At 39.2% G+C, this 26,324-nt stretch carries 29 protein-coding genes; 18 read left to right on the plus strand and 11 right to left on the minus strand.

Features of this window, described 5'->3' with window-relative positions:
- Window positions 1–9: 9 nt before the first annotated feature.
- On the minus strand, window positions 10–465 hold the full coding sequence (locus Q7674_RS14910; protein WP_045062820.1) for a GNAT family N-acetyltransferase: 456 nt from the start codon (window positions 463–465) through the stop codon (window positions 10–12).
- Between the two features lie 114 nt (window positions 466–579).
- Entirely contained in the window at window positions 580–1,152 is a 573-nt protein-coding gene (gene efpL, locus Q7674_RS14915) for an elongation factor P-like protein EfpL (RefSeq protein WP_045062819.1), read from the minus strand.
- 623 nt (window positions 1,153–1,775) lie between these two features.
- Here efpL and Q7674_RS14920 point away from each other — a divergent pair.
- Window positions 1,776–2,978 carry a hypothetical protein gene (locus Q7674_RS14920; RefSeq protein WP_237156725.1) on the plus strand — a complete coding sequence of 401 codons (1,203 nt, stop codon included), beginning with the start codon at window positions 1,776–1,778 and terminating at the stop codon, window positions 2,976–2,978.
- A 13-nt stretch (window positions 2,979–2,991) separates the two neighbouring features.
- Window positions 2,992–3,327 carry an SMR family transporter gene (locus Q7674_RS14925; protein ID WP_045062815.1) on the plus strand — a complete coding sequence of 112 codons (336 nt, stop codon included), beginning with the start codon at window positions 2,992–2,994 and terminating at the stop codon, window positions 3,325–3,327.
- A 71-nt stretch (window positions 3,328–3,398) separates the two neighbouring features.
- Here Q7674_RS14925 and Q7674_RS14930 read toward each other — a convergent pair whose 3' ends face one another.
- Window positions 3,399–4,001, minus strand: coding sequence for a LysE/ArgO family amino acid transporter (locus tag Q7674_RS14930; protein WP_045062813.1), 603 nt, complete (start codon window positions 3,999–4,001; stop codon window positions 3,399–3,401).
- Window positions 4,002–4,393: 392 nt separating this feature from the next.
- On the opposite strand from Q7674_RS14930, the gene Q7674_RS14935 reads away from it, so the two are divergent.
- Window positions 4,394–4,687 (plus strand): hypothetical protein, encoded by a 294-nt coding sequence (locus tag Q7674_RS14935; RefSeq protein WP_008987095.1) that lies wholly within the window; start codon window positions 4,394–4,396, stop codon window positions 4,685–4,687.
- 241 nt (window positions 4,688–4,928) lie between these two features.
- Here Q7674_RS14935 and Q7674_RS14940 read toward each other — a convergent pair whose 3' ends face one another.
- Window positions 4,929–6,746: an ATP-dependent nuclease gene (locus Q7674_RS14940; RefSeq protein WP_052679859.1), complete on the minus strand. Its 1,818-nt coding sequence runs from the start codon at window positions 6,744–6,746 to the stop codon at window positions 4,929–4,931.
- Between the two features lie 512 nt (window positions 6,747–7,258).
- Complete coding sequence (locus Q7674_RS14945) at window positions 7,259–7,576, minus strand: antibiotic biosynthesis monooxygenase family protein (RefSeq protein ID WP_305422689.1); 318 nt, start codon at window positions 7,574–7,576, stop codon at window positions 7,259–7,261.
- Between the two features lie 666 nt (window positions 7,577–8,242).
- Here Q7674_RS14945 and Q7674_RS14950 point away from each other — a divergent pair.
- On the plus strand, window positions 8,243–8,719 hold the full coding sequence (locus Q7674_RS14950) for a peroxiredoxin (protein WP_045062809.1): 477 nt from the start codon (window positions 8,243–8,245) through the stop codon (window positions 8,717–8,719).
- Window positions 8,720–8,814: 95 nt separating this feature from the next.
- Here Q7674_RS14950 and Q7674_RS14955 read toward each other — a convergent pair whose 3' ends face one another.
- Window positions 8,815–9,135, minus strand: coding sequence for a DUF4144 domain-containing protein (locus tag Q7674_RS14955; RefSeq protein ID WP_045062807.1), 321 nt, complete (start codon window positions 9,133–9,135; stop codon window positions 8,815–8,817).
- A 303-nt stretch (window positions 9,136–9,438) separates the two neighbouring features.
- Here Q7674_RS14955 and Q7674_RS14960 point away from each other — a divergent pair, with 303 nt between their 5' ends.
- The 5 genes from Q7674_RS14960 to hmuQ all read left to right on the plus strand — a co-directional run bounded on the left by Q7674_RS14960 (window position 9,439) and on the right by hmuQ (window position 12,442).
- Entirely contained in the window at window positions 9,439–10,011 is a 573-nt protein-coding gene (locus tag Q7674_RS14960; RefSeq protein ID WP_045062805.1) for a YceI family protein, read from the plus strand.
- 179 nt (window positions 10,012–10,190) lie between these two features.
- Window positions 10,191–11,000 (plus strand): peptidylprolyl isomerase, encoded by an 810-nt coding sequence (locus tag Q7674_RS14965; RefSeq protein WP_305422690.1) that lies wholly within the window; start codon window positions 10,191–10,193, stop codon window positions 10,998–11,000.
- Between the two features lie 52 nt (window positions 11,001–11,052).
- The gene (locus Q7674_RS14970; protein WP_305422691.1) at window positions 11,053–11,616 is read left to right on the plus strand and encodes a HupE/UreJ family protein; all 564 of its coding nucleotides are present in this window, start codon (window positions 11,053–11,055) and stop codon (window positions 11,614–11,616) included.
- A 1-nt stretch (window position 11,617) separates the two neighbouring features.
- Window positions 11,618–12,028: a HupE/UreJ family protein gene (locus Q7674_RS14975; protein ID WP_305424141.1), complete on the plus strand. Its 411-nt coding sequence runs from the start codon at window positions 11,618–11,620 to the stop codon at window positions 12,026–12,028.
- A gap of 111 nt (window positions 12,029–12,139) precedes the next feature.
- On the plus strand, window positions 12,140–12,442 hold the full coding sequence (hmuQ, locus tag Q7674_RS14980; RefSeq protein ID WP_008987102.1) for a heme-degrading protein HmuQ: 303 nt from the start codon (window positions 12,140–12,142) through the stop codon (window positions 12,440–12,442).
- An 83-nt stretch (window positions 12,443–12,525) separates the two neighbouring features.
- On the opposite strand, the gene Q7674_RS14985 is transcribed toward hmuQ, so the two are convergent.
- Together Q7674_RS14985 and Q7674_RS14990 are read right to left on the minus strand one after the other, a co-directional pair.
- Window positions 12,526–13,314, minus strand: a complete 789-nt coding sequence (locus tag Q7674_RS14985; RefSeq protein WP_237156723.1) for a hypothetical protein — start codon at window positions 13,312–13,314, stop codon at window positions 12,526–12,528.
- Window positions 13,315–13,338: 24 nt separating this feature from the next.
- The gene (locus Q7674_RS14990; RefSeq protein ID WP_237156722.1) at window positions 13,339–13,503 is read right to left on the minus strand and encodes a hypothetical protein; all 165 of its coding nucleotides are present in this window, start codon (window positions 13,501–13,503) and stop codon (window positions 13,339–13,341) included.
- Between the two features lie 367 nt (window positions 13,504–13,870).
- Between Q7674_RS14990 and sbcB the strand changes: the two genes are divergently transcribed.
- The 8 genes from sbcB (at window position 13,871) to purT (ending at window position 22,214) form a co-directional block, all read left to right on the plus strand.
- Complete coding sequence (sbcB, locus tag Q7674_RS14995) at window positions 13,871–15,292, plus strand: exodeoxyribonuclease I (RefSeq protein WP_045062799.1); 1,422 nt, start codon at window positions 13,871–13,873, stop codon at window positions 15,290–15,292.
- Between the two features lie 262 nt (window positions 15,293–15,554).
- Window positions 15,555–16,079 (plus strand): hypothetical protein, encoded by a 525-nt coding sequence (locus Q7674_RS15000; protein ID WP_045062797.1) that lies wholly within the window; start codon window positions 15,555–15,557, stop codon window positions 16,077–16,079.
- A gap of 122 nt (window positions 16,080–16,201) precedes the next feature.
- Window positions 16,202–16,546: a CidA/LrgA family protein gene (locus Q7674_RS15005; RefSeq protein ID WP_045062795.1), complete on the plus strand. Its 345-nt coding sequence runs from the start codon at window positions 16,202–16,204 to the stop codon at window positions 16,544–16,546.
- The gene (locus Q7674_RS15010) at window positions 16,543–17,226 is read left to right on the plus strand and encodes a CidB/LrgB family autolysis modulator (protein ID WP_045062794.1); all 684 of its coding nucleotides are present in this window, start codon (window positions 16,543–16,545) and stop codon (window positions 17,224–17,226) included. Before Q7674_RS15005 ends, Q7674_RS15010 begins: the two co-directional genes overlap by 4 nt.
- Before the next feature lie 237 nt (window positions 17,227–17,463).
- A complete protein-coding gene (cdd, locus tag Q7674_RS15015) occupies window positions 17,464–18,351 on the plus strand; it encodes a cytidine deaminase (RefSeq protein WP_305422695.1) in 888 nt (295 codons plus the stop codon).
- Between the two features lie 140 nt (window positions 18,352–18,491).
- Window positions 18,492–19,823, plus strand: a complete 1,332-nt coding sequence (locus Q7674_RS15020; RefSeq protein WP_305422697.1) for an IS4 family transposase — start codon at window positions 18,492–18,494, stop codon at window positions 19,821–19,823.
- Window positions 19,824–19,945: 122 nt separating this feature from the next.
- On the plus strand, window positions 19,946–20,830 hold the full coding sequence (locus Q7674_RS15025; RefSeq protein ID WP_080892249.1) for a DMT family transporter: 885 nt from the start codon (window positions 19,946–19,948) through the stop codon (window positions 20,828–20,830).
- Between the two features lie 205 nt (window positions 20,831–21,035).
- Complete coding sequence (gene purT, locus Q7674_RS15030; protein WP_045065479.1) at window positions 21,036–22,214, plus strand: formate-dependent phosphoribosylglycinamide formyltransferase; 1,179 nt, start codon at window positions 21,036–21,038, stop codon at window positions 22,212–22,214.
- Window positions 22,215–22,370: 156 nt separating this feature from the next.
- On the opposite strand, the gene Q7674_RS15035 is transcribed toward purT, so the two are convergent.
- On the minus strand, window positions 22,371–23,009 hold the full coding sequence (locus tag Q7674_RS15035) for a thiopurine S-methyltransferase (protein ID WP_045065480.1): 639 nt from the start codon (window positions 23,007–23,009) through the stop codon (window positions 22,371–22,373).
- A 350-nt stretch (window positions 23,010–23,359) separates the two neighbouring features.
- Window positions 23,360–24,697, minus strand: coding sequence for an aminotransferase-like domain-containing protein (locus tag Q7674_RS15040; RefSeq protein WP_305422698.1), 1,338 nt, complete (start codon window positions 24,695–24,697; stop codon window positions 23,360–23,362).
- A gap of 317 nt (window positions 24,698–25,014) precedes the next feature.
- Here Q7674_RS15040 and Q7674_RS15045 point away from each other — a divergent pair, with 317 nt between their 5' ends.
- Window positions 25,015–25,890: an NAD(P)-dependent oxidoreductase gene (locus tag Q7674_RS15045; RefSeq protein ID WP_080892250.1), complete on the plus strand. Its 876-nt coding sequence runs from the start codon at window positions 25,015–25,017 to the stop codon at window positions 25,888–25,890.
- Window positions 25,891–26,025: 135 nt separating this feature from the next.
- Here Q7674_RS15045 and Q7674_RS15050 read toward each other — a convergent pair whose 3' ends face one another.
- Window positions 26,026–26,319, minus strand: coding sequence for a hypothetical protein (locus Q7674_RS15050; RefSeq protein ID WP_005367981.1), 294 nt, complete (start codon window positions 26,317–26,319; stop codon window positions 26,026–26,028).
- Window positions 26,320–26,324: the final 5 nt, after the last annotated feature.

A 26,324-nucleotide genomic window follows, 5' to 3' on the forward strand; every position in this document is an offset into this window, starting at 1 on the left:
ACGGCTACATTAACGGCTTAAACGCATCTTCAAACGTGGTGAGCCACAACCAAAATAGTTATCTTCCTGCCCAACCACTACAAATCCTAATGACTCATACAGCTTTAATGCTTTGTTATCAGGATGAACCGTTAACCAAATACAATTGTAATCCGCTAACTGTGCTAAAGCCTCTTTTAACAGCGCCTTGCCAACACCCTGACCTTGCATCTTAGTATCAACCGCAACACCTAAAATCCACGCTTCACGAACATCCTCATTCGCAGCAGTAAAGCTTGGGCTAGCCAGCACATAACCGACGACTTCTTGGGATTGCGTTACGGCAACTAAAAAGCCATTTGACCAACAGTCATACGCTTGTCTGAAGAAAAAATCAGGATAGCTATGTTCACCAAACAACTCACGCTCTAATAAATAAGCAGCAGTAACATCAGCTTTCTCAGCTTTACGAATGTGATACGTCATATACTCACACTTCCCTTTCAAATTTTATCCATTAAAAAACCAGCCGACTTGCCGCTACTTTCGTAACCACAATGTAAAGGCTGGTTTTACGCAGAATAGATTAAAAGAAATCTATTACTTGTCAGCGCGGCTCATGAACTTTTGTTCAGCCGTGTTAACTTTAATCTTTTCACCGTTCGCGATGTATTCTGGAACTTGAACTACTAGACCAGTTGTTAGTGTTGCTGGCTTAGTACGAGCACTTGCAGAAGCACCTTTGATTGATGGATCTGTTTCAACGATAGTTAGTTCAACTGTCGCTGGAAGTTCGATTGCAACTGGCGCGCCATCAACAGTAAGAACTTCGATACCTTTAGTATCTTCAGTGATGAATAGAAGCTCTTCAGCGATTGCTTCTTTGTTGAATACGTATGGAGTGTAATCTTCATCATCCATAAATACGTATTCTTCGCCATCGATGTAAGAGAAAGACGCTTTAGTACGACGGAAATCAGCTAGGTTAACGTTCTCGTCAGCTTTGAAGCTAACATCAGACTTAGTACCTGTTGCTACATCGTAAATACGCATTCTGTAAAGACTTGCGCCAGCACGACCACTAGGCGTTAGCTTACTGATTTCTTTAACAAGACCTACTTTACCGTTAATTTCAACAGCAGCAAATTTTTTAATTTCACTAGCCTTTGGCATGATCAAAATTCCAAAAAAAAATAGTTGAGAGAAATTACACCAAGATAGAGATTTATAGCAAGTGTTATAATAGTACAAATACCATTTTTTTGCGTTTGCTCCCTAGCCTTGTTCAAAGCTTAAACAACCGCTATTTCAAGCCCTTCTCATTCCATCAAATACCTGATTTCACAAAGTATTGAGAGTAACAACACAGTAAACTTTCAGCGCCATTATTTTTACATAACAACACATGAAAACGTTAAACAGCAGCCATTGTACTGAGCGTCTTATAAATCCAATCAATCACTCACGATTATTTAAATATTAACTGTAATAATTAAATATAAATCCTCGCAAATCGCAACAAAACGCTACATACCTGAACCAAAGCAATACAGAAATAAAACAACATAACTACAACTTGAATCACTATTTTCTGCACGTTAGCATTCGGCAAAATTATCAAACAGCAATAATTAATAGCGTATATAACTTTATTATTTTCATCGCTTATATCATCGTATTAACAAGTAAAACGGTTTTTAATGTTACAAATAGCACTACTTCTTCTAGGCTCTAGTTTCGTAAAAAGAACACTACCTTATTTATTACCACTCTCCCTTATATGGGGGGGTATCGGTATGGCTATTTTTATTGATGGAATTGACGGCGTCATCTTTGATGGTTTTTGCTATTTCATCTTACTTGAAAGCATAACGACATTAATGATCACCCCGACAGTATTTGGGTTTCAACGAAACATTATCTTAGTTAAAGGTGCTATTTTTCTATGCGGTGCCATTGTGGCATTAATAAATGTGAAATCGAGTAATATCTTACTCTCACTAGCATTTGGGCTTGTTTACTTTGCTGTGGGAGTTTTTAATATTTCATCAGCTGTTGTTGTGCGCTTTAGTCATTGGAAAAAGGCTATTTTGTGGGGCTTCGTTCAGATTGGATACTCCCTTTTCCTGCTTATGAATAATGACCATGTGATCTCATACGTTCTTGGTTTTATTATGATCACTGGGAGCGTAAGAAGTGTCTATTTTCTGTTCAGGGTTTATTTTTCAAAAAATAACAGTGCTATTTATCCTCTATTAAATAACAACACTAACGTAAACAGCTTAAATATACTTGCTGGTTCACAGCGTACTCATCATGATTTACCACTTACAATACATATATGGACGCCAGAAGGCTCAGCAGAAAACCCATATATTCCAAGACCGATCATTAATCGTTATATCGCTGCAACCGATATCACTGGGGTTATTTCAACAGGACATGCCGCTGTAGAGGTAGGTAAAGATCTGTATATCAGCTTATACCCAAAAGATGAGATCGAACGTTCGCCCTCTGAATTTATAAACACCTTAAAAGCGATCCCTGAAAATAATGTCGCTGGACGTTATTTGCCAGATTACCAATCAGAAGTCGCTGAATGGTGTGAATCTAATATTCAGATCCAATTTAACAAATATAACCGACATACATTAGAGCAGTTTTGGCAGCAAAATAGCAGTAAGCCTATTTACAATTTGACCTCGAATAACTGTTCAAGCAATACCGCATACGCACTAGAAGCAGCGTTAGATAGCGTATTGCATGACAATAATCCAAGCATGTTGACGCTAATAAAGCTGATGATAAAACCTGAGCTATGGCTTGCTGCGCAAATTCGTCACAGAGCCATCATGATGGCTTGGACACCAGGTTTAACAATGGACTATAGCCGAACGCTACAGACCATTGTTCATCCAGTCACCGTACCTTGGTATCAATGCAACCTCTTGCAAAAATTACCATTACGACACCTTAAATCGGCGATTATTCGCCACTAAACGAGTAACAGAAATGAATAATGTATATGTGATTTTATTAATTTCTATCATCGCCGAAACCGTAGCCACAACAATGATGAAAGCATCAGAAGGTTTCACTCGCCTTGTACCAAGTATTGCCGTGGTTATCGGTTATGCGATTGCTTTTTATGGCTTATCACAAGTCGTCAAAACTATGAACATTGGTATTGCTTATGCGATATGGGCAGGAAGCGGTATCTTTCTGGTATCCCTACTTTCTTATTTTGTGTATCAACAAAAGCTCGACCTACCAGCACTCATGGGGCTGGCACTGATCGCCGCAGGGATCATTGTCATTCAAGCGTTTTCTAAATCTGTGGTTCACTAAAACCAAAACTCACAAAAAACAATGGCTTCATATTAATAACAATAATGAAGCCAGCAAAACATCCTCACAACTTACGCCATCATCACTAAGCTCAACGCAATAGAAAGCATGATGATCCCCACTGCAAATTCCAACACCTTCCACGCATTTGGGCGTTTAAATAATGGTGCAAGAAAACGAGCCCCATAACCAAGTGAAAAGAAGAACACGAACGAAGCTGTTACCGCCCCTAAGCCGAAGTAAAACTCATGGGGTTGATATTGGGTAGAAATAGAGCCAAGTAGCACTACCGTATCTAAATACACATGGGGATTGAGCCACGTAAACGCTAAACACGTCAGCACCGCTTTGATTAACGAGCCTGATGATTGCTCTCCTGCCACCAGCGCATGATCCTTCGTAAATGCAGATTTAAAACTCAACAAACCATAAACAGTTAAGAATATCGCACCGCCATAACGCGCAATGGTTTCAACCTCAGGGTACTTATTCACAATTACCCCAAAGCCCGCAACACCGAAGCTAATAAAAATCGCATCCGACAGCGCGCACACCAAGCAAATGATAAAGACATATTGATTCTTCAGCCCTTGCTTTAGTACAAACGCATTTTGAGAGCCGATAGCGAAAATTAAAGACAGACCAAGAGAAAAGCCAGCAAGAAAGGTAGACATAACAACAACAGATCCCTGTTAAGCATTAAATAAAAGCACATCCCTATCCGCTAATTTATAAAACACTTAACAAAATTACTAGAGTTCTAACCATTTATAGTCCCTCTTTATACACTGACAGAGCATAAATCATCTGCCAAAACCACAGATATGGTTGTTTTTTATACAAAACAACCGCTAACCATCACCTGTAGCAATAAAAACAGTAAAAAAACGGATATCAAATAAAGGCGTTAATAATCAAATAATTATTAATGAAACACAACAAGAAAACAAATAAATCGACAAATAATTATCGTTTTTCAATAATTATTTATTTCTTTATTTAAAATACATCGTTATAGTGGCAACCGAATCGCAACACAGACAGACAAATCATTAGAGGTATAAAAATGAAAAAAGTTTTACTGCTATTAGCACTAGGTTCGGTTTCTGTTTTCGCTAACGCAGCACCTGCTGCAAAACATTCAGAGCAAATGCTGGCACAAGTAGACAGCATCACAGTGTATTCAGGTGAAAACGTTACTACCCAAAAAGAGCCTTTAAAAACTATCAGTAAGTCGGTTGTACCAAGCTTTGAGAAATGTGCGGTTTACCTACCAAAAGGTGCATCAAAAGCGAGCACTACTATCACCCTAACTCGCAGTGATGATGGCAAACTATCGCTAGACTGTGCTGGTCAGTAGATAGATACCAATAAAAAATACCGACCTTTTGGGTCGGTATTTTTGTATGGGAAATGATTAGCTCGTAGAGTATTTGAGCAAAAATTAATTAAGTAGATCGATATTAGGAAAAATAAGAATAACGCTCGCCTTCTTTTCGATATCATCATTCATGATATTTACTTATATAAGGTGACTTGGACTTGTTTAAGACTTCTGACAAATATTAGCTGTGCAAGGTACATTCCTATTTGACATATTTTTATTCATATATATTAAGGACCTTATTTCTAATTTGATCTGGAAGTGAATATATTTCTGCTGATATATGCTCTAGTGCAGCATAAGGCTTACCACCAAAACCTCTAGGCATACCTAGCTCCTCTTCAATGTCATTTACAAATGTTACTGACGAACCATAAGTAACATCAATTGCATCTTCTATTGCTTGAGAAGCTGTATCTGACGTTGCTCTTGCATTAGCATCTTTATGTGCCTGATGGTCAATGTCATAGACAGCAACATACGGAATTTTAAACTTATTTAATAAGTTACAGTACATTGGAATGTTGTTCTTGGAGCCGCAATCAATAACCGAGTAATCATGTTTAAAACAACCTAAACTTTGAGCAATAAATGGAATTACCGTCTTTTCAGTTGCACCTTCAGCAAGTATGACTTTCTTTGCAAAAAACAACTCACTACGATCAGGGTTTATCCAATAACTAAGATTAAAATCTTTTTTACCATTACCAATGAATAACTCCTCTTCACATTGGCACGCCTTAGTGCCAACCTCCACGCTTTCTTTACGAATAATGCAAATCGATTCGTATTTGCTTAAATCTATTAACGAAGCAGAGTGTGTACAAAGAACAACTTGCACTCCTGTTGAATTAGACAATAACGTTAATGATTCTAACAGCGCTCTCTGAGCCTGTGGATGTAAGTAGAGTTCTGGTTCTTCAAGAACAAAGAACATCGACTGTGAAGAAGAGCGCCCAGCTGTTTCACTATTCTCTTGTTCATTCCTCAAGATATCGGCTAAAGTCTTAATTAGTGCAAAACTCAAAGCTCTCTGTAAACCATTACCCTTTCTGGAAACATCCGTTTTACAACCATCATTAACCCAGACTTGAGTGTTTGTTTTGAAAACATCTTCTACGTTTGGTGGCAATACTTCTAGTTCAACTTCAGATCCCCAACTAGTTAATTGTTCATTTAACTTGGCTTCAAATTCTCCTAACTGTATTGGTCTCTGAGTGTTTGGGTTACCCTCGGGATCCTGTTTGTTTAATAAGCTAAACAATGAAGCAACAGTTTCTTTAGCCTCAGCCCACCCCGCACTATTAGCTGAAATATCAGAAATAATCCTACCGTATAATTTGCTAAAGAGACTACTACTATTGTTGGAGTAATCATCCGATGCAACTTTTACGGCAGGTATATAGAAAACATCACCAAATATCCCTTTAGCTACATTCTTAGCACCCATAAAATTCGTTGTTTCTAATGCATAGTTAAACTCTAAATCAGCCTGATTTGCTTCTATGTACTGTGCTTGAGCGTCTTGTATATTAGCTTTAGTAATTCTTCCACTTGGAGGGAGTAAATCATAAAACTCTAGTCCTTCAGCAACGCTGCGCGTCGTATATGAAGAAGCATTTTCTTCCTTTAACCACTCAAAGACTGGTGATTGAGTGTAACCTTGATAGGTTAATGAACCACCTTTAGTTGCTGTTCTTCTAACTTTAATTTTTTTGTCTGCCGTTACATACTTCGCAAAAGTAGATAATTCGCTTTCAACCAAGTCATCAAAAGTCACTTCCACATAAAGTTCATCTGAACCATCATTGAAGTCCAAATCTTGAAACTTTATCTCACCAAAAAAGAATAGGATTGCATTTAAAACATTTGACTTGCCGTGATTATTTTGACCAATGAGAATCATCAAGTCTTGAAAGTTAATACTAACATCTTTGATCGAACGCCAATTTGATATTTGTATTTCGCTTATTTTCATCGTTACCTCAAATATTGAAAAATAAAACTGAATATTAATTGGCACTCTTACTTTCACGCCAAGAAATGCCTACAAAGCCATACAATAATAATCAATTTAATTCATAAGGATAATGAGATTGATTGTATTAATTTGTTTCAAAGTGTTTATTGGGAACGTGGAAAGTAAGAAATGGATTTAATCAGTCTTATTAAATACAAACTGAAACATTAAATCATTTAACTATCAATTAGTTATAAGTTTACCTCTGTTTTTAACAAAAAATATTTCTTATTAAAAACAGAACTCACGCAATAAAATCACCACGGATCATTAAACTGTTTATATATGCAGTCAATATAACTAATCCAAAATCGCGTTAATACGATATGAATGAGTAAAAGGTCTAACGCATAAAGGGGCAGTAATGTTTCAGTCTGAACGACTCAAACGAACATGGACAGAAACTATTTAGGCAGTTTGCTCTATTTAGGCTAGTAGGTATTAAGAGTAACACCGCTTTAATCGTCAAAAATAATGAACATAGTAAACAAAAGCCAACTGTTTTTTGTCCATTCATCAAAACCTTGTTAGAAACCATAGTCTCGTTCTACTTTTGAAATACGAACCTTAAATGACTCATACCATAATTTACGATAGGTTTTTTGAGCCTCTTGATGCTCAGTATTAGCTTTCCAGTTTTTAATAGACTCCAAATCAGCCCAGTAAGAAACTGTAATACCTACATCTTCTCTTGCTGATTCTGCACCTAAATACCCTGGTTGCTGTTCAGCAAGCTCAATCATCCTATTTGAAGTTTCTCCATAGCCATTATCGTCCGCAGTGCGAACTGAAGTAAAAATAACAGCATAATAAGGTGGCTTTGGGGTATTAGCTAAAAGTGTCATTAAAAGTCCTGAGCATATAACATTGATTTATTTGTTATGAATTGTTCTACGCATTACGTAAACTTGTAAAAGTATTAACAATAACAGAGATATTATACTCAATATAATCGTTCATATTATGAGCTTGCTAGCACTTTCTTACACCTACAGATTTGAAAGAAAATGTTAAAAGTAAGAAATGTATTTAATCAGGTTTCTTAAATACAAACTGAAATATTAAATTATTTAACTATCAATTAGTTATAGCTTTACCTCTGTTTTTAACAAGAAATATTTCTTATTAAAAACAGAGGTAAAGCTATAAAATCACCACGTTTCATTATAACTATTGATATATACAGCAAATAAAACCAATCCAAAATCACGTTAATACGATATGAATGAGTGTTTGATCTAACTCATAAAGGGGCACTTTCGAGCTTGAAAGTGTTACGGGCAAACGACTTTCACAAAAAGCCACCGACTTTCCTTAAAGTGGTAGCTTTAATTCATTCTTTTATGAACTCATGGCATTTGCTTCATCAATAACGAACATGCCTAGTTTATTAAACATCATCCGTGTATCTCACAATCCTCATTTAACTCTCCTATTCCACCAGCAAAATTAGCCGTGAGATAAATTCCTCGCTACACTGTTTCAAACTAATACAACAAGGAAAGTAAACGATGATCGAGAAAGGCCAAACATTACCAGCCGCAGTGCTAAGTGAACTCACACATGACGGCATGGTGAAACACGATACCGCAGAGCTTTTTGCCAACAAACGTGTTGTGCTGTTTGCTGTACCAGGGGCATTTACTCCTACTTGCTCTGAAGCCCATTTACCGGGTTATGTGGTGCTAGCTGATGAGATTAAAGCAACGGGGGTCGACATTATTGCGTGTGTTGCTGTTAACGATGCCTTTGTCATGCAGGCTTGGGGCGAGGCGCAAAACGCATCTGAAATTATGATGTTGGGCGATGGTGATGCTAGCTTTACTAAAGCGTTAGGGCTTGAGATGGATACCGAGAACTTCGGTGGTATTCGTTCTCAACGTTATGCAATGGTTGTTGATAATGGCGTGGTGACTCAGCTAAACGTTGAACAGCCAAAGCAATTTGAAGCAAGCAAAGCGGAAACGATTCTAGCAAACCTGAAGTAACGTAATAAGGCTTTGAATATCAATGATATGGTTCAGTGTGGTGAGCACTGAACCATTTTTATATTTATCCTACTCTTGATAGCGACACCCAACGATTAATCGCTCGGTTTAAGGGCATGAATAGCATCAGATACTGATACAAATTGGATCTTGATTAAACACACTTCGGCAAAACTAAACTCATGGGCTTGAATGAGTGCTGTCACTTCTTCCACTGTCAATTGTGTGTTGTTGTTGATCAGCTCGGCACTCGTGTTGTTGATGCTAATTGAATAACTAAAACCCTGACTATCAATCACATAATCATCTTGACTAAAGATCAGATCCTCACACTCGCTCAATAATTGCTGCTCTGAGTCGAGATAAATCAGCTCGTCATCACCATCTAGTTTTAATATACAGGGCCAATTGACCATGAGTGTCTCCATAACTCTGCTAACACCATATTTGCAAGCAAGGCTAGCAAGTGATCGTCTTAAACAAATTGATAACGATAACATTGTTATTATCAGCCACCTACTCTATTGATATTAATCTTAGTTATTAGTACATTCATGCCACTGAGAACAGGCTTTCATAAATCTTGAGTCAACAAATATTCTGCTTTTACTGCTCTGTTATCGAATAAAAATGTCTTGTTTATATAATTTTTTCTTATTGGAGTATGTTAAATTTTTGTGTGATAAATACGCTTTAAACATGTTAAATAAGGATTAAACATGAAAGCGCTCTGTCTCTTAATATCATTGTTTGCTTTTTCTTCATCAGCTTACTCATCCAGTTTATTTAATGTTGATGAATCGCTATCAACCGTCAGCTTTGCTTCTATAAAATTACAATATGTTGTAGAGCCTGCCGTAATTAATAAAGTTACTGGACACATAGATAAAAATGGGGATTTCATTTTTAACTTGCCATTAAGAGAGCTAAATACAGGTATTCCTATTCGAAATGAGCGTTTAAACACACTTTTCTTTGATTCAAAATCCTTTCCACAAATACAAGTTAAAGGAAAAGTGGATATAGATATTCTCAAAGCAGACAAGGCTATTTTACAAAAAAACATCCCCTTTTCTGTTGAGATCTTTGGAACAAAAAATAACGTAAAGGCATTAGTTAACATTGTTAAAGTTGGCGACAACATTGCAATTTCAAGTGCTAAACCCGTGATTATTTCTGCTTCCAACTATTTGATTCCAGCAACTCACTTAACTAAATTAGCTGAAACTGTTGGAGGCATTGCTATTTCAAACACGGTACCAGTATCTTTCTCACTCGTTCTTAATAAATGATATCTGTTATTAAGCAGCCCCTTCTCTTTATATAGCTAGTTACAAGTGCAATATTGAAAAAAGCAGACCATGAACTTAAGGGGTTTATGGTCTGTCTCTATCAACAAACATTCAACACTCATACAGTTAGCTTATGTATGCTTTATGAGAATTTTTAGAAACTAAAAAGATCTCGTAACATGTTAAAAAAAGGCAACTATTGGCTTAAAAGAGTTATTAAAGATCCCTTCTCGCATTTCCTTATCGCTGGAACTCTGTTGTTTATTTGCTATTCGCTATACCATTCATCGGCTTCCGTGAACACCATTTCAGTGACACCGTCACAAGTTACTCAACAAAGAAAAGACGATACGCTTTACTTTGGCTCACCACCGTCAAAAAAAGAATTAAACAAAGACATTAACCATGTGGTGTTAAAGCAAATGCTATCTCAGCAAGCTTTAAAATTAGGCTTGGAGAAAGGCGATCCGAACTTAAATGAAATGTTGATGCAGCGCTACCTGTCTTACGTGTCGCAGTTAGCCAAGATCAACGCAACTAATACGAGCTTATTACACCAATACTATTTAACGCATCAAGCGCGTTATAAACATCCCGATATGTACTCTTTGTGCTATCACTTTTTAACACCGCAAGAAGTTCAACACCCTATTTCGACTATGGATTCTCAGCAATGTTTAACTGATGTGAGTAAGCAAGCATTACTGGCAAAGCTGGGTACAAAAACAGTAGACGCATTAGCAGCACTAGCACCCAACCAATGGTCAACACCGATTGATACTCCTTTTGGTGCGATAGCAATAAAGGTACTCGATTATCAGAAAGCAGGCGTACTGAGTTTTAAGCAGGCCAAACAACAATTAGCACATGATTTTGCCCGCGATGATGTTAATAGCAAAATAGCCGCCGTTATTAAGCAATATCACATAGCATTACCCGCAGGTTCAGACTTTACCGTTAACACAAAGACACTATTAAACAATGTATAAGCACATCTCTTATTTTATACGGCGCTTAATTGTCGGCACAGTCGTTGGCGTCATGCTTTCGGTAATAATGACACCTCTGGCAATGGCGCATCCTTATCAACCCTCGGTGGGTTTGATCACACAGTTGGATAATCAACAATATAAATTGGCATTAAAGCTTCCGGTGATTGCAGGTGAACATACACATATAACACCAACTTTACCTAGTGGCGGTACGGTACGTTTATTGTCATCAAAACGAAGTGACAATGGTTTCGGAATGGATGAACAAGATTATTTGCTGCAACTTAAAGCGAATGCATCATCACCGACTCTTGTATTTAACGGGCTAAAAACAGGTCAGCTACTTACGCAGTTAACGCAAAAAGACGGACAAGTCAGTACACTTGCGCTGTATAAAGGACATAACCGCCTTCATTTAACCGATAAGATCTCGATTTGGACAACAACAAAGCTATTTGTCACCTTAGGCATCACCCATATATTAACGGGGATTGATCACCTAATGTTTGTGGCGGGATTATTGTTATTTACTCGCAATTTTAAAACCTTCTTAAAGTACCATTACCTGTTTTACTTTAGCCCACAGTATTACGTTAAGTTTATCTGCGCTTAATCTGGTACACATTCCAGAACCCCCAGTAGAAACGGGAATTGCACTGAGTATTTTGTTTTTGTGTTATGAGCTTACTCGCCCTTATGATAAACAACATCCAACATTAAGCCGAAAGTTTCCGTGGCTCATTTCGTTTTCCTTTGGTTTGTTACATGGGTTGGGGTTTGCCAGCGCATTAAAAGAAGTAGGATTGAGCCAAACCAGCATTCCGTTAGCCCTCGCCTGTTTTAATATTGGGGTTGAGATCGGGCAGTTGATCTTCTTATCGTTTCTTATCGTGCTATTGAAATTGTGCGCAAAAGTGCCTGTATTTCATCATAAGTTGTTTCAAAAAGTGCCTTTATACACCATGGGGATCATGGCTTCTTTTTGGTTTATTCAACGGGCGTACATTATGTTTCATGTTTTATAGTGGAAGATAAAACGTAAACAAATATTGTATTTTTGCTGCTAGCTTGCATTCACCAATACTGTAATAGTGGCAAGACAAGAATAAAAACTGAAGTTAGTAAAGGAAGTCATCATGTATATTGCAATGAACCGTTTTAAAATCCGTTTAGGCTCAGAACAAGAATTTATCGATATCTGGAAGAACCGCGACACCTACCTAGATACCGTACCGGGTTTTCAATCATTTAACTTGCTTCAAGGTACATCAAACGATGAGTACACCTTGTTTGCATCGCACTCAGTATGGGATTCTCGCCAAGCGTTCGAAGACTGGACACAATCAGAAGCATTCCGTAAAGCTCATGCTAATGCTCGCGGTAATAAAGACATTTATTTAGGTGCACCAAACTTTGAAGGGTTTGAAAGCTGCCTGTAATTATATTCCTGTCGCAAGCCCCCAAATACACTGTAGTTGGGAGCTTGTTTTAATTAGCAGTATCATTATATTGCGAGTAATTGCTAATTTTTACCTAAGCCAATAAATCCTACTGCAATATCCTTTAATAGGTCTTCTAACTGCTCTGCAAAAATAATAGTTACGCCATCAACTTGTTGTAAATCTTCTGGATGATCATCTTTTAAACAACGAGTCACTATCACGTATTTATCAATAATAGTGAAATTTTCATTATTCCAGTGTTCTGCTTTTTGAATTTGTTTTATCGCATTACCACTCATTAACCCTTTATAATCTTTCACTTGAATAGCAATGCCATAACTCTTACCTAATAAACCGGGTAACGTGATAAGAATATCTGTACCGTGTTCTTTCTCTGTAATACCACCCGTGCGTTCAACTATTATCGGTTCCGGTAAAATTTTTCTTAAACCTTCTACTAGCGCATATTCCCATTCTTCATTGGAAAATTGCTCATTCATTTGTCGATAAAAGTTTTTATAGAAATCCGTTTGTTCTAGCGATTTACTGATATTGTCAGTGAGCACATTGTTAAATCGTGTAGAAAAGCCAATAGAATTAATCAATGCCTCTTTATTATTTATAAGCTCTTCAATATTGTCTTTACAATGTGACATATTCCAAAATCGATTTACTTGCTTAAGACTCGCTCTTAACTCTCCAGAAACATGGTTATTTTTCCTATTAAAACTTTTAATAAAACGAGCAGGAAAAATATGCCCATAATCCTGTAAATCTGGATGTATGGAATAATCATAACCTTGAGAAAAATCTTGTGTTGCTTCAACAATTGCAACTTCATTCCATGTCGGCAATCGAGGAACAATCAATATGTCACCTTTCTTTACTTTATTTTAAATAGGGAGATTTCTGCGAGCGCCACTATCTTTCGTTAATAATCTTAAATTCTGCCCTTCTGTCCAACCCCATCCCTGTCTTAATCTTCCTTCATCCAGCTCCTGACGGAAAAATTTAATTTTCGTTGTATCAATTCGATAGCCCCAATATTTTCTCGACATTTCACTCACCTTAAAAAGAATGTAAAAGTAATTTAATACTCAAAACTTCAAAACAGAGACGAAACAATAAAAACTCGTACCCATTTCACAAAATTTTTCAGTATAGGTAATGAGATGCATAAATACTATGATCAGAATTTCATTGTGCGATTGTATCTAACATCGTTTCACTCAATTTATCTTCCCTCCCGCCTTGCCTCTTACCTCATAAATACGGGATACTTAGAGCCATGTAAGCTTAAGTTTTCATGCTTGAGTATTTGCCATTAAATTTTCGATAAATTGCTGAATTTATAAGCAGTTTTTCACAACAAGCCATTGCTTAGAAAACATGCAAAATAATAACACCAATGGCTATGGATGATTTATGAACGATAAGAACCAAGCAACGCTTTATTGGATTGACTACGAGACCTTTGGTGCAAGCCCTGCCAATGATCGTCCGTGTCAGTTTGCAGGTGTCCGTACCGATATGGACATGAACATTATTGGTGAGCCGTTGGTGATTTATTGTAAGCCACCAGCAGATTACCTACCGTCACCTGAAGCGTGCTTAATCACAGGCATTACACCGCAAGAGGCAATGGAAAAAGGCTTATCAGAGCATGAGTTTATTGAAGCAATTCACGCTGAACTGTCAAAGCCAAATACTTGTGTGATTGGTTATAACAATGTGCGTTTTGATGATGAAGTCACGCGTTATACCTTATACCGCAACTTCTTCGACCCGTACGGTTGGGCGTGGCAAAACGGTAATTCACGTTGGGACTTGCTAGATATTATGCGTACTTGTTATGCACTGCGTCCTGATGGTTTGAACTGGCCTTTTGATGATGAAGGTCGTCCGAGCTTTAAACTTGAAAAGCTTTCTGTTGCTAACGGTATCGAACACGCGAATGCTCACGATGCGATGGCTGACGTTTATGCGACCATTGAGTTAGCAAAAATCGTTAAAACCAATCAACCTAAGTTGTTTGATTACCTATTTGATCTTCGCCATAAGCGTAAGCTGCAAGATCTGGTTGATATTGTTAATCTAACGCCATTGGTGCATATCTCAGGCATGTTTGGTACTGATTGCGGTAACACAAGCTGGATTGTGCCGCTGGCATGGCATCCTGATAATAAGAATGCAGTGATCACGGTAAACCTTGCGCTTGATCCTACCCCATTAATTGAACTTGATGCTGACCAACTACGTGAGCGTTTATACACCAAGCGTATTTATCTAGCGCCAGATGAGCTGCCTGTTCCTATTAAAGAAGTGCATTTGAATAAGTGCCCAGTGCTAGCGCCTGCTAAAACATTAAAAGCAGAAGATGCAGCACGTTTAGGTATTGATCGTGAACAATGCTTGAAGCACTTAGCGCTTATTAAACAGCATCCAGAGATCCGCGAAAAAGTGCTCGAGATGTTTAGCGTTAAACGTGAATATGATGCAAATGATAATGTTGATGCCATGCTGTATGACGGTTTCTTCTCAACCGCTGATCGTTCTACGATGGATATCATCCGTGAAACGCCAGCAGATCAACTTGGTTCGCTTGAAATTAATGTCGATGATAAGCGTATTAAACCGCTGTTATTCCGCTACCGTGCGCGCAACTTCCCAATGACACTCAATTATGAAGAGCAAGTACGTTGGAAGCACCATTGCCAAGATTTCTTTGAAGCTAACATGCCTAAGTACATGGAGAACTTTGAAGCCGTGGCTTATGAGTATGAATCTGACGAGAATAAGATGAAGATCTTAAAGTCGCTGTACGATTACGTTTCTAAACTGGTGTAAGCGCGCTTACCTACTTGCTTTAGCTTAAGCCTAGTTTGCAATTGAAGCCTATTGACGTGTTTTCCAATGAAAGCAAGTCAATAGGCTTCTTTTTTTTGAGAACGCAAGGCTGTGATTTATTTGCTGATTATTCCATTCACGTTAACACTTAACATCAAAGATCAATAAAAATCCTACGAAATTGGCATTTTCAACCATAATGAGTGTTATCGTTTGTGCGGTGTGCTGATTACGCAAAGTGGTAACGATAGGTGTGCTATCTATGGCAACGCAAACCTTATTGAAATGTTATAGCTATGAGAAGTTAGATTTTTTCCCTGAAAAACATTTACTCCTTTGGCGTGATGATACGCGAACGTTACTTACCCGCGAAGAATCACGCTTGCTTGAGATCTTATGCCTATTCGCTGGTGAAGTGCTGAATGCCGATTCCTTATATCGTAAAACCTTTACCTCGCTCGATGCCTTTGAAGAAACTAGCGATCACAATTACGACATTAATCTTCTGCTTGCTTCACTAACAGGAAAGTTACAATGTAACGGTGAAATGGCGATCCCTATCCATGTTGTGCCTCATTTTGGTTTTCGTGTACCGCTTCCTACCAAAACATCACGTAAGCAACCTTTTGTGCTTAATCCATCTTCACCTAGTAAGACACCAGCAACAAACAAACCGATTCATGAATCAGCTTGGTTTAAAGCAATCGTAACTGACTTTATTTGGTTAAAAGTGTCTATTCTACTATCGCTTGCCGCCATTATTGGTCTATTGTTGTGGCATTCGTAAACAATTAAAGCTATCTAATCTAAATATTTTTATCATTTATCTAAACGCTGCATTATTTTGTGTGACAAACACCTCGTTTATTTGTATGATAAATTAAATTTTCTAGCATTACTTTTTTCACTATGGATTACATACGATCTTTTGCCATTGTTATGTTTTGCTTTTTACTTGGTCAAGGCATACAGCATCTTACTCATCTGCCTATTCCTGGCAGTATTATTGGTTTGTTCCTACTGTTCTTTGGCTTAGTAACAGGCATTTGTAAAACACAATGGGTTGAGAAAACCTGTAATTTACTTATCAAACATATGGCGTTGCTGTTTGTCCCTGTCGGTGTCGGCCTAATGAATTACTTAGGTTTAATCGAACATAATGCCGCTATCATTTTCGCAAGCACTCTTGGCAGTACGTTAATTGTATTAGTGGTTATTGGCTTAGCTCTTCACCATAAGGAAAAAGAGTCATGATCTGGTTAGTGGCAACCCTTGTTGTGTTTTACAGCATGCGTTATTTGGCAATAAAGATCCGTAATCCATTATTTAATCCGTTACTGATTTCGTTAATTTTTCTGATCTCTGCGCTACGTTGGCTCAATGTCCCTTATGAAACCTACTTTGCTGACAATGAGATCATCAATTATATGTTAGGCCCTGCAGTTGTTGCGCTAGCATTACCGCTATATCAGCAATTGCCTTTGATTAAGCGTAAATGGAAGACCATTTTAACCGCCTGTTTTGTCGGTAGTGTGCTTTCAATGACCTTTGGTACGGGCATTGCGTTTTTAATGGGTGCTGATGCTCAATTAGCTGCCAGTATTTTGCCTAAATCTATCACCACTCCGCTTGCGATGGCGGCATCACAACAAATTGGTGGTATTCCTGCCATCACAGCTGCAATGGTGATCATTGTGGGTTTGTTTGGTGCGGTATTAGGTTATCCCGTGATGAAGCTATTTCGTATTCATCACCCACTAGCGAAAGGTTTGTCTATCGGTACGGTTTCTCATGCATTAGGTACGGCAAAGGCAGTAGAGCAAGACTACCAAGAAGGAGCATTTAGTTCATTGGCATTGGTGATTTGCGGCATTATGACGACCCTACTTGCCCCTTTGATGTTCCCTATTTTTCAGCATGTCTTTTTTGGTTAATGGATTTAAGCAACATATTATGCTTACAGCGTTTATGTTGCTTAATTCATATTAGTTTTAAGCTCATAGTGTTTTGATAACCATTTATTACATGAAAATTTACATTTACTTGTGTGAGCTCGCTCTCGATAATGTAACTAGTGTATAGAGTTGATAGTTAATGTGATCTGCATCACACTTGAATATTAACATTTAACATAGAATGTTTCTCCATCAACAATACGGAGTAACACCCCAATGCACGCAAAAGTTATGGATGCATTAGGTCAATTACCTAACGAGCTTGCATCAGCTCTTCGACCAATTATTGAAGATAAAAATTTCGATTCCACTATCAGTCCTGAGCAATTTGAACACTTACTTGCTCAAACTAATCTATCTGATTCTGATCTTCGCCTTGCACTCCTTCCTGTTGCTGCTGCTTACGCTGTTGTTCCTATTTCTAATTTCTATGTTGGTGCTATTGTCCGTGGTACTTCTGGTCGCCTTTACTTTGGTGCAAATATGGAATTTGCGAGTGCAAGTATGGCGTGTACTATCCATGCGGAACAATCGGCTATTAGCCATGCGTGGATCAAAGGTGAAACTGGCATTAAAGATGTGACTATCAACTACAGCCCTTGTGGTCACTGTCGTCAGTTCATGAATGAACTAAACACGGCTAAAGAGTTAGTGATTCAACTACCAGAACGCCAACCAATGACACTGCAACAATACCTGCCAGAATCATTCGGCCCTGCCGATCTTGGTATTGAAGATGCACTACTAAGCGATATTGATAACGGTATTACTATTGCTGAGCAATCTGATTTAGCTGTTGCTGCTTGTGATGCTGCAAACCGTTCACACGCACCTTACTCGAAGAACTTCAGTGGTGTTGCGCTTAAAGCTAAAGACGGTCGTGTATTTGTTGGTATGTATGCTGAAAATGCGGCATTTAACCCTAGCTTACCACCGCTACAAGTAGCGCTAATCAACATGAATATGTCAGGTTACAAACTGTCTGAATTAGTTGAAGCAGCATTAGTTGAAAGTGCAGAAAGCCAAATCAGCCAACTTGCTCGTACTCAAGCACTGCTAGAAGCATTGAATCCAGACATTCAAATGACTTATGTTGCTTATTAAGAGCAAGTAATAAAATACCTCTGTTTTTTATATAAACCGCTGTAATAGGCTAACACCTATCACTTAAGAAATTGATTGGTTGCACGATCTTTCAGATAGTTAAAAATACCCTCAGTTTTGCAAAACTGGGGGTATTTTTTATGTTGTCACATTGGCTCATTGATGTAGATGCGTTTGCAGCACCAGAATCACTCTCATTATTTCAAAGAGACTTACCTCTTGAGTGGATTCAACAAGCATTAGATGAAACCAATAAGGCCAGTATACGCAGACGAAAATTACCTGCGGAATTGGTTGTTTGGTTAATCGTTGGAATTGGCCTATATCGTAATAGATCGATAACCGATGTCTTGAATAAACTTGATTTGCAATTATCGCGATCACAAGGTGATTCTATTGCACCAAGTGCTATCCCTCAGGCGCGAAAACGATTGACAGCACAGCCTCTAAAAGCACTTTTCTCACTCACTGCCAAATATTGGACGAAAGCCGAAGATAGCGGAGACACATGGAAAGGCTTACGCCTTTTCTCTGTCGATGGAACTCAATTTAGAAGTCATGATACTCCAGAATTAGCGAGTCACTTTCAGTATGTCAAACACGGTAAGATACAGCATACAGAATACCCTATCGTCAGGTTATGTGCTTTATGCTCCCTTCGTAGTCGATTAATACACAACGTAGCATTTGGTCCCAGCAATATTGGTGAAGAGAACTATGCTAAACAGCTTATATCCTCAATAACGCCAGATTCTTTAACTATTTTTGACCGATGTTATCTTGGCGCCGAGTTGATGATTAATTGGCAACGTCAGCATGATTCGAGTCATTGGATGACTCCAATTAAATCAAATACGCGATATACCGTCATTAAGCAGCTTGATGAAGCAGGACGAGATTTGATTGTAGAAATGGATGTATCCAAATATGCAAGAGCTAAAGACCCAAGCCTTCCTGAAAAATGGCAAGCTCGATTAATGCTTTATCCAGAAAAAACTCAAAAATATCATATCCAAGGGCTTCTTACTTCCTTAGTTGGTGAGCATTATAGCTATCAAGCTTTGCTTGATGTTTATTTCGAACGTTGGGAGATAGAAAACAGTTATGGTGAAATAAAACATGACATGCTTGAAGATGAAATATTATTGCGTAGTCAATCAGTAGAAGGTATTGAGCAAGAAATATGGGGAATATTGATAGCTTATAATCTTGTTCGCTTAGAAATAAGTAGAATAGCGGCAGAAGCGAATGTTTCACCATTACGGATAAGTTTTATGATGGCGTTAAGAGATATTCAAGATGAATTAATGTGGTGTGCCATCGCTTCGCCAGGTTCAATTCCTCAAAAACTGAGAGCAATGAGAAAACAAGTAAAGCGTTACATATTACCTGAAAGAAAAAAACGGCCCAAGCAGAGAGCCGTTCGTATCAATAAAACTCGTTATCCAGTTCGTTCCAAACACCTTAAGTGATAGGTGTTAGCTGTAATAGGCGGTTTTTTATTATCTCTACGCCTCTGTAGAACGCGGAATATTGGCTATCTAAAAACAAAAGCGTATTATTCTCGCAACGATTTTATAGAGAATCCAATTTCATGTCCCACTCTCATAGTCCTACACATAATCCGGTACAAGGTGCAAGTTGGATGCTGTCTGCAGGTTTGGCATTTGCCATTGTGAACAGCCTTGCTCAGTACCTCAGCATTAAACTTGGTGTCTCATCAACCACCTTTGCCCTATTTCAATACTTTATTGCTTTGATTGCGATGTTGCCATGGCTTAGAACCATGGGGATCAGCCGCTCGTTAAGAACACAACACTTTTTCCAACACTGTTTCCGTGTCTTCCTTGCGGTTATTGGTATTCAATTATGGCTTTGGGCACTCGCCTATCCTGTGCCAATTTGGCAAGGTATTGCATTGCTCATGACGTCCCCGCTGTTTGCAACCATTGGCTCAGGTTTCTTACTAAAAGAGAAAGTCGGTGCGGCACGTTGGTGTGCAACCATTGCAGGCTTTATTGGTGCAATGATCATTCTTGAACCTTGGTCAGACAGCTTTAGTATTGCCACATTACTCCCTGTGGGCGCTGCAATTTTCTGGGCGGGTTATTCTCTGATGGTGAAAAAGCAATCCAGCACCGAATCACCAACAACAGTTGTGATGTACCTGCTTATTCTGATCACGCCTTTTAACGTGTTACTAGCACTGCCTGATTTTCACATGCCAACAGGTGGCGCAACATGGACATTGATCATCGCAGCGGGTTTATTAACAGCCCTAGCACAATGGGCGATTGCGAAAGCTTATGCGGTGGCTGATGCATCTTTCGTCCAACCTTTTGATCATGCCAAACTGCCATTAAACGTTTTAGGTGGTTGGCTTGTGTTTGGTTGGGTGCCACCAGGTCGTTTATGGCTTGGCGCTGCGATTATTATTGCTTCTGTTGCGTTTATCACTCAGTGGGAAAAACGTAAGTAACACATTTGATAATGTGTCGTACAATCTAAGATCACTGATGAAACCGCCACATTGTTGGCGGTTTTTTATTATATGCTTCATATAACTCACACTATTTATGTTTCAAGTTTAGGTTAAACTCTGACGCAAACGTTAGCTTAATTGTAAAAACAAGGTATTATCACGCCCAACCAACACTATCCAACATAAATCGTAAGGAATAAGAATGTTAGGTACAGCTAATGGTTCAAATGCTACTCGTGTTCTGCTTTTAGGCTCTGGTGAGTTAGGCAAAGAAGTAGCTATCGAATGTCAACGTTTAGGTCTTGAAGTGATCGCAGCAGATCGCTATCCCAACGCGCCTGCTATGCAAGTTGCTCATCGTAGTCATGTAATTGATATGCTAGATGGTGATGCGCTAAAACGTATCATTGAGTTAGAAAAACCAGACTACGTTGTACCTGAGATTGAAGCCATTGCAACCGACACATTAGTTGAGCTTGAGCAACAAGGCGTGAATGTGGTTCCTACCGCTAATGCAACTAAGCTTACAATGAACCGTGAAGGTATCCGTTGTTTAGCCGCTGAAACCCTCTCTATTCCAACCTCTCCTTATGAATTTGCTGATCAATACGATGACTTTGTTGCTGCTGTAAACCGTGTTAGCATGCCTTGTGTGGTGAAGCCAATCATGAGCTCATCAGGTAAAGGTCAAAGCGTGATTAAAACGGCAGCTGATATTGATTCAGCATGGCAATACGCCCAAGAAGGCGGTCGTGCTGGTGCGGGTCGTGTGATCATCGAAGGCTTTGTTGAGTTTGATTACGAAATCACATTATTAACTGTTCGTGCTGTTGATGGTGTTCACTTCTGTGCGCCAATTGGTCATCGCCAAGAAGATGGTGATTACCGCGAATCATGGCAGCCACAGAAAATGTCTGAAGCGGCATTAAAAGCGGCACAAGATGTAGCAGAGAAAGTTGTAAATGCTCTGGGTGGTTACGGCTTATTTGGTGTCGAGCTATTTATTAAAGGCGATACGGTACTGTTTAGTGAAGTCTCCCCTCGCCCACATGACACGGGTATGGTGACGCTTATTTCGCAAGAGCTGTCTGAGTTTGCCCTTCACGTTCGTGCATTCCTTGGTTTACCCATTCAGCACATCACACAATATGGTCCATCGGCATCTGCAGTTATTCTGGCTGAAGGTGTTTCAACCAATATCGGCTTTGATAACTTACTGCCAGCGCTTTCTCGCCCTAATACGCAAATTCGCTTGTTTGGTAAGCCTGAGATCAATGGTCGTCGTCGTTTAGGTGTAGCGCTGACTCGTCGTGAAGATATTGATAGCGCAGTCAATGATGCAGTTAACGCTGCTGGTGATGTGAAAGTCGTTTTTAACTAATCAGTTAACTGATCGGTTTTAACTAATAACATTAGCGACAGATAACAGTTTCTCTATAAGAAAAAGGCATGTAGGCTCACTAATTAACCTTCAACAACAGGTTAGTTTAAAGCAACATGCCTTTCTTTATGTTTAGATAAATGTGATTAGGTGTTATTACACTTCAATCAACCACACTTCTTCTGCAAAGCGCGATAAACCACGTTGGCGGCGAGGATGAGTTTCATCAGCATCATCACGTTCAAGATGCGTCACTTTGCAATTAGCAAATAGAGCTTCAACTTCCGCTTTAGGTACTGAGAATGGAGGTCCTGCTAGTTCATCTTGTGGGTAATCTAATGTCACCAGCAGAATACGACCGCCCGATTTAACCAATGACAATAGCTTTTCGACGTACATTTGTCGCATGTCTTCTGGCATCGCAATTAATGCTGCGCGATCGTAAACCACATCAACAGGCTCGATATTTACGGTGAAGTAATCACCTTGGTAAATCGAGATCTCATCAAACTCATAAAGGTGTTGATTGCCGACACCAGTAACAAGCGGCGTATAGAGGTTTTCAGCAAAGAAAGCTTTAACGGCAATATCGCTCAACTCAATACCAATCACTTGGTTATGACGCTCTGCTAACCACACTAAGTCTTGTGTTTTACCACACATAGGGACAAGAACACGCTCATCACGTTTTGGTTTAACGGCTGACCAATGTTTGATCAGTAATGGGTTTACGTCAGGTAGGTGGAAACCAATGCGGTTTTCTGCCCAACGGCTATGCCAAAATTCTGCATCCATTTTGTGACTCTACTTTCTGTATTAAATAATTATGAGAAAGACACACGTTATACTTAACGGTATCTGATGCTGTTATTATATACCCAAGTGACTTCAAAATGCCTGATTCAGAGCGAGGTCACTGAGTTGAATTAAAGGAAGGCAACGAAGCGGAATAGCGAGCTCTTTCCAAGTTGCCTGACGTAAGAAGTCGGCTTAGTGACACGCTCCCAGAGGGCGAGCGTCCTTAGCTCTCAGACTTTGTTAACGATTCTCAATGTAGAACCACTATATCTACGAATCGTTGCCGCGCCTGAGAACTAAGGTCGTCTCGCTGAACACTGCATCTTGAAGTGACTTGGGTATAAGACTTAAAAATGAGGATTCATAACAAATTCTGATTTAGCCAGATCTCGCAACATGATCAATCCTTGTTGAAGCCGTTGCTCTGAGCTAATCGCCATTAATGATAAGCGAATATGGTGCGGATCTTCCCCATTCACTTTAAAATAACTGCCGCTACTGACAATCAAACCTTTGTTTTTCGCTTCCATCACAAAGCGTTCTTGCTGCCAATGCTCAGGTAATGGACACCATAGTTGAAACCCTGTTTCCCTACCTTGATAACCTAACAGCTCTTTTGCCATTTGCTGACGTTTAATTGCAGTTTGTCTTTGTCTTTCAGCAAGTTGAAATGCTTCACCACTTTCAATTAATTGCGCTGCAGCAATATAGTTCAGTGGCGATGACAGCCATATGTTGGCACGAATATAGGCTTGTAATACTGCGATATGTGAATCAGGCACTTTTAAAAAACCACAACGCATTGCTGGGCTAATTGCTTTTGATAAGCCTGAAATATGAAAGCTTAATTGCGGAATACGATTGCTGATCGCTGCAATAGGCTCCGGATTTAAAAAGCCATAAATATCATCTTCAATGAGCCAGATGTTATTTGCTGCAATAACGTTAGCGATTTCATCACGTCTTGCTGGTGGCATGGTAATGCCCGTTGGATTTTGATGTGACGGTACAACAATAACGAGCTTAGGACGATTTAAGCGGATCACCTGTTGTAGGTCATCAGGACACATCCCTTCATCGTCTAATTGCACTCCTACAACGTGTCGCCCTGCTGATTTGGCAATTGCCATGATCCCCGGATAAGTGAGCGATTCAACAGCGATAGTATCACCAGGCTCTGTTAGGGCATGAATTAATAACGATAACGCATGTTGCGCACCGTTGGTCAGTAAGGTGTTATCACTATTACCGCCAATTAAACCATAATGTTTAGCCCATACGACACCTGCTAAACGGTGACTTTCATGGCCTGAATGCTCGGTATAACCCATTAACTGAGTATTTAGCTGCTCTGTAGCTTGCATCATCGCATCACGTAATGGTGACAAGTTTTGCAATAAACAAGGCTGTAGGATGGAGAAGTTATAATCTTGCTCATCGTCTGCAGGTTGGATCACTTCACTTAACGATGCTTGAACACAAACAAACGTCCCCCTACCGACAAAGGATTCAACACGCTTTTTATCCACCAGCAATTGATAGGCTTTCGCTACTGTCGCAGGTGTTGTGCTTAATTCATATGCCAGCGCACGATGTGGCGGCAATTTAAACTTTGCAGGATATTCACCACTATCAATTCGAGCTTCGATAGTTTTAGCTATCTGTTTAAATTTAGCGTCACTCACTGTCACATCCTATAGTTAATATCGCCACCATAAAGTTCGCTAACTTTAACTAAAATACACAACAAATGATACATGGAATAAACAAATTGACATATGTCAATTTAAACTCTAGTGTACATAAGCATCAACACGGATGAATAAAAGACGCGCTTGTACCACCACTACGCAATGAACCACTTAGCTAGTAACTGCGGTTAAATGCAAATTACTACAGTTAGAGAGCATAGTTGTGGTTTCGCTATCAGGTTAACGTATTACCTATTATCCATTCGTTAAATGACATATCTCAATTTAATTATTTTGCTTAGGAGACTCCTATGACAATGAGTATCGCTTTTATCGGTTTAGGCGTAATGGGTTACCCAATGGCTCGTCACCTGTTCAATGCAGGATTTGATACCAAGGTTTACAACCGCACGACTGCCAAAGCGCAGCAATGGGCATCTGAGTTTTCAGGTCAATATGGTGAAACCCCACGAGAAGCGGCATTAGAGCGTGATGTTATCGCACTGTGTGTCGGTAACGATGATGATGTGCGTAGTGTTGTGTACGGTGAAGATGGCGTACTCGCTGGTATGAAAGCGGGGGCTACCCTTGTTGATCACACGACAACATCAGCAGAGCTGGCTGAAGAGCTAGCAAATGCCTGTAGCGAGAAAGGCATTCACTTTATTGATGCACCTGTCTCTGGTGGTCAAGCGGGTGCTGAAAACGGCGCATTAACCATTATGTGTGGTGGCAAACAAGCAAGCTTTGATGCCGTATTACCAGTATTAAATAGCTATGCAAAACAAGCAGTATTGATGGGCGGTCATGGTCAAGGCCAACGCTGTAAAATGGTCAATCAAATCTGTATTGCTGGCGTTCTACAAGGCTTAAGTGAAGCATTGATGCTGGCACAAAAATCAAACCTAGATATTGAACAAGTCGTTAGTGTATTAAAACACGGCGCTGCGGGCTCATGGCAGATGGAAAACCGTGCAGTCACTATGGCTGAAGATAAATTTAATTTTGGCTTTGCCATTGATTGGATGCGTAAAGATCTTGGTTTCTGTTTAGATGAAGCAAAGAAGCATGAGTTAGCCATGCCATTAACCGAAGCGGTTGATAAACGTTACGGTCTGCTACAACAGCAAGGATTGGGAAGAATGGATACGTCTGTGCTTATCAAGGCTTGTGATAAAGACGTTTAAGTAAGTTATAAATTCCAGATAAGCGAAAGGGATGCATTTGCATCCCCTTCTGCCGACCTCGACTCTCATCAAGATCAAAAATCCGTTTTCCAATTTTACATTGGAGTCATGGAATACCGATTGAATCCATTCAGCTTACGAAATTCTGAATAGTTTAATCGAATCACGACGAACAGTTACACCACGGAAAGTTACAGGCTCTAGCAACGTCATTAGTTGCTTAGAAACGAAGAACTTACCACCGTAGCTACGATCACCGCCACGATTAACCCAATCAGCAAATTCATCAGCCAGACTGAACATAGAGTTACCGACTAGTAAAACAAGAACTTTAGCTACTTCGCTATCGTTCTGACGGTTAAACTCAGCGTCACGAACTTTTTTACGATATTCGTCGACAATTCTTTCAAGGCACTCAAATCTGCTCATATACA

Source organism: Photobacterium leiognathi (genome assembly GCF_030685535.1).
GTDB classification, from domain to species: domain Bacteria; phylum Pseudomonadota; class Gammaproteobacteria; order Enterobacterales; family Vibrionaceae; genus Photobacterium; species Photobacterium leiognathi.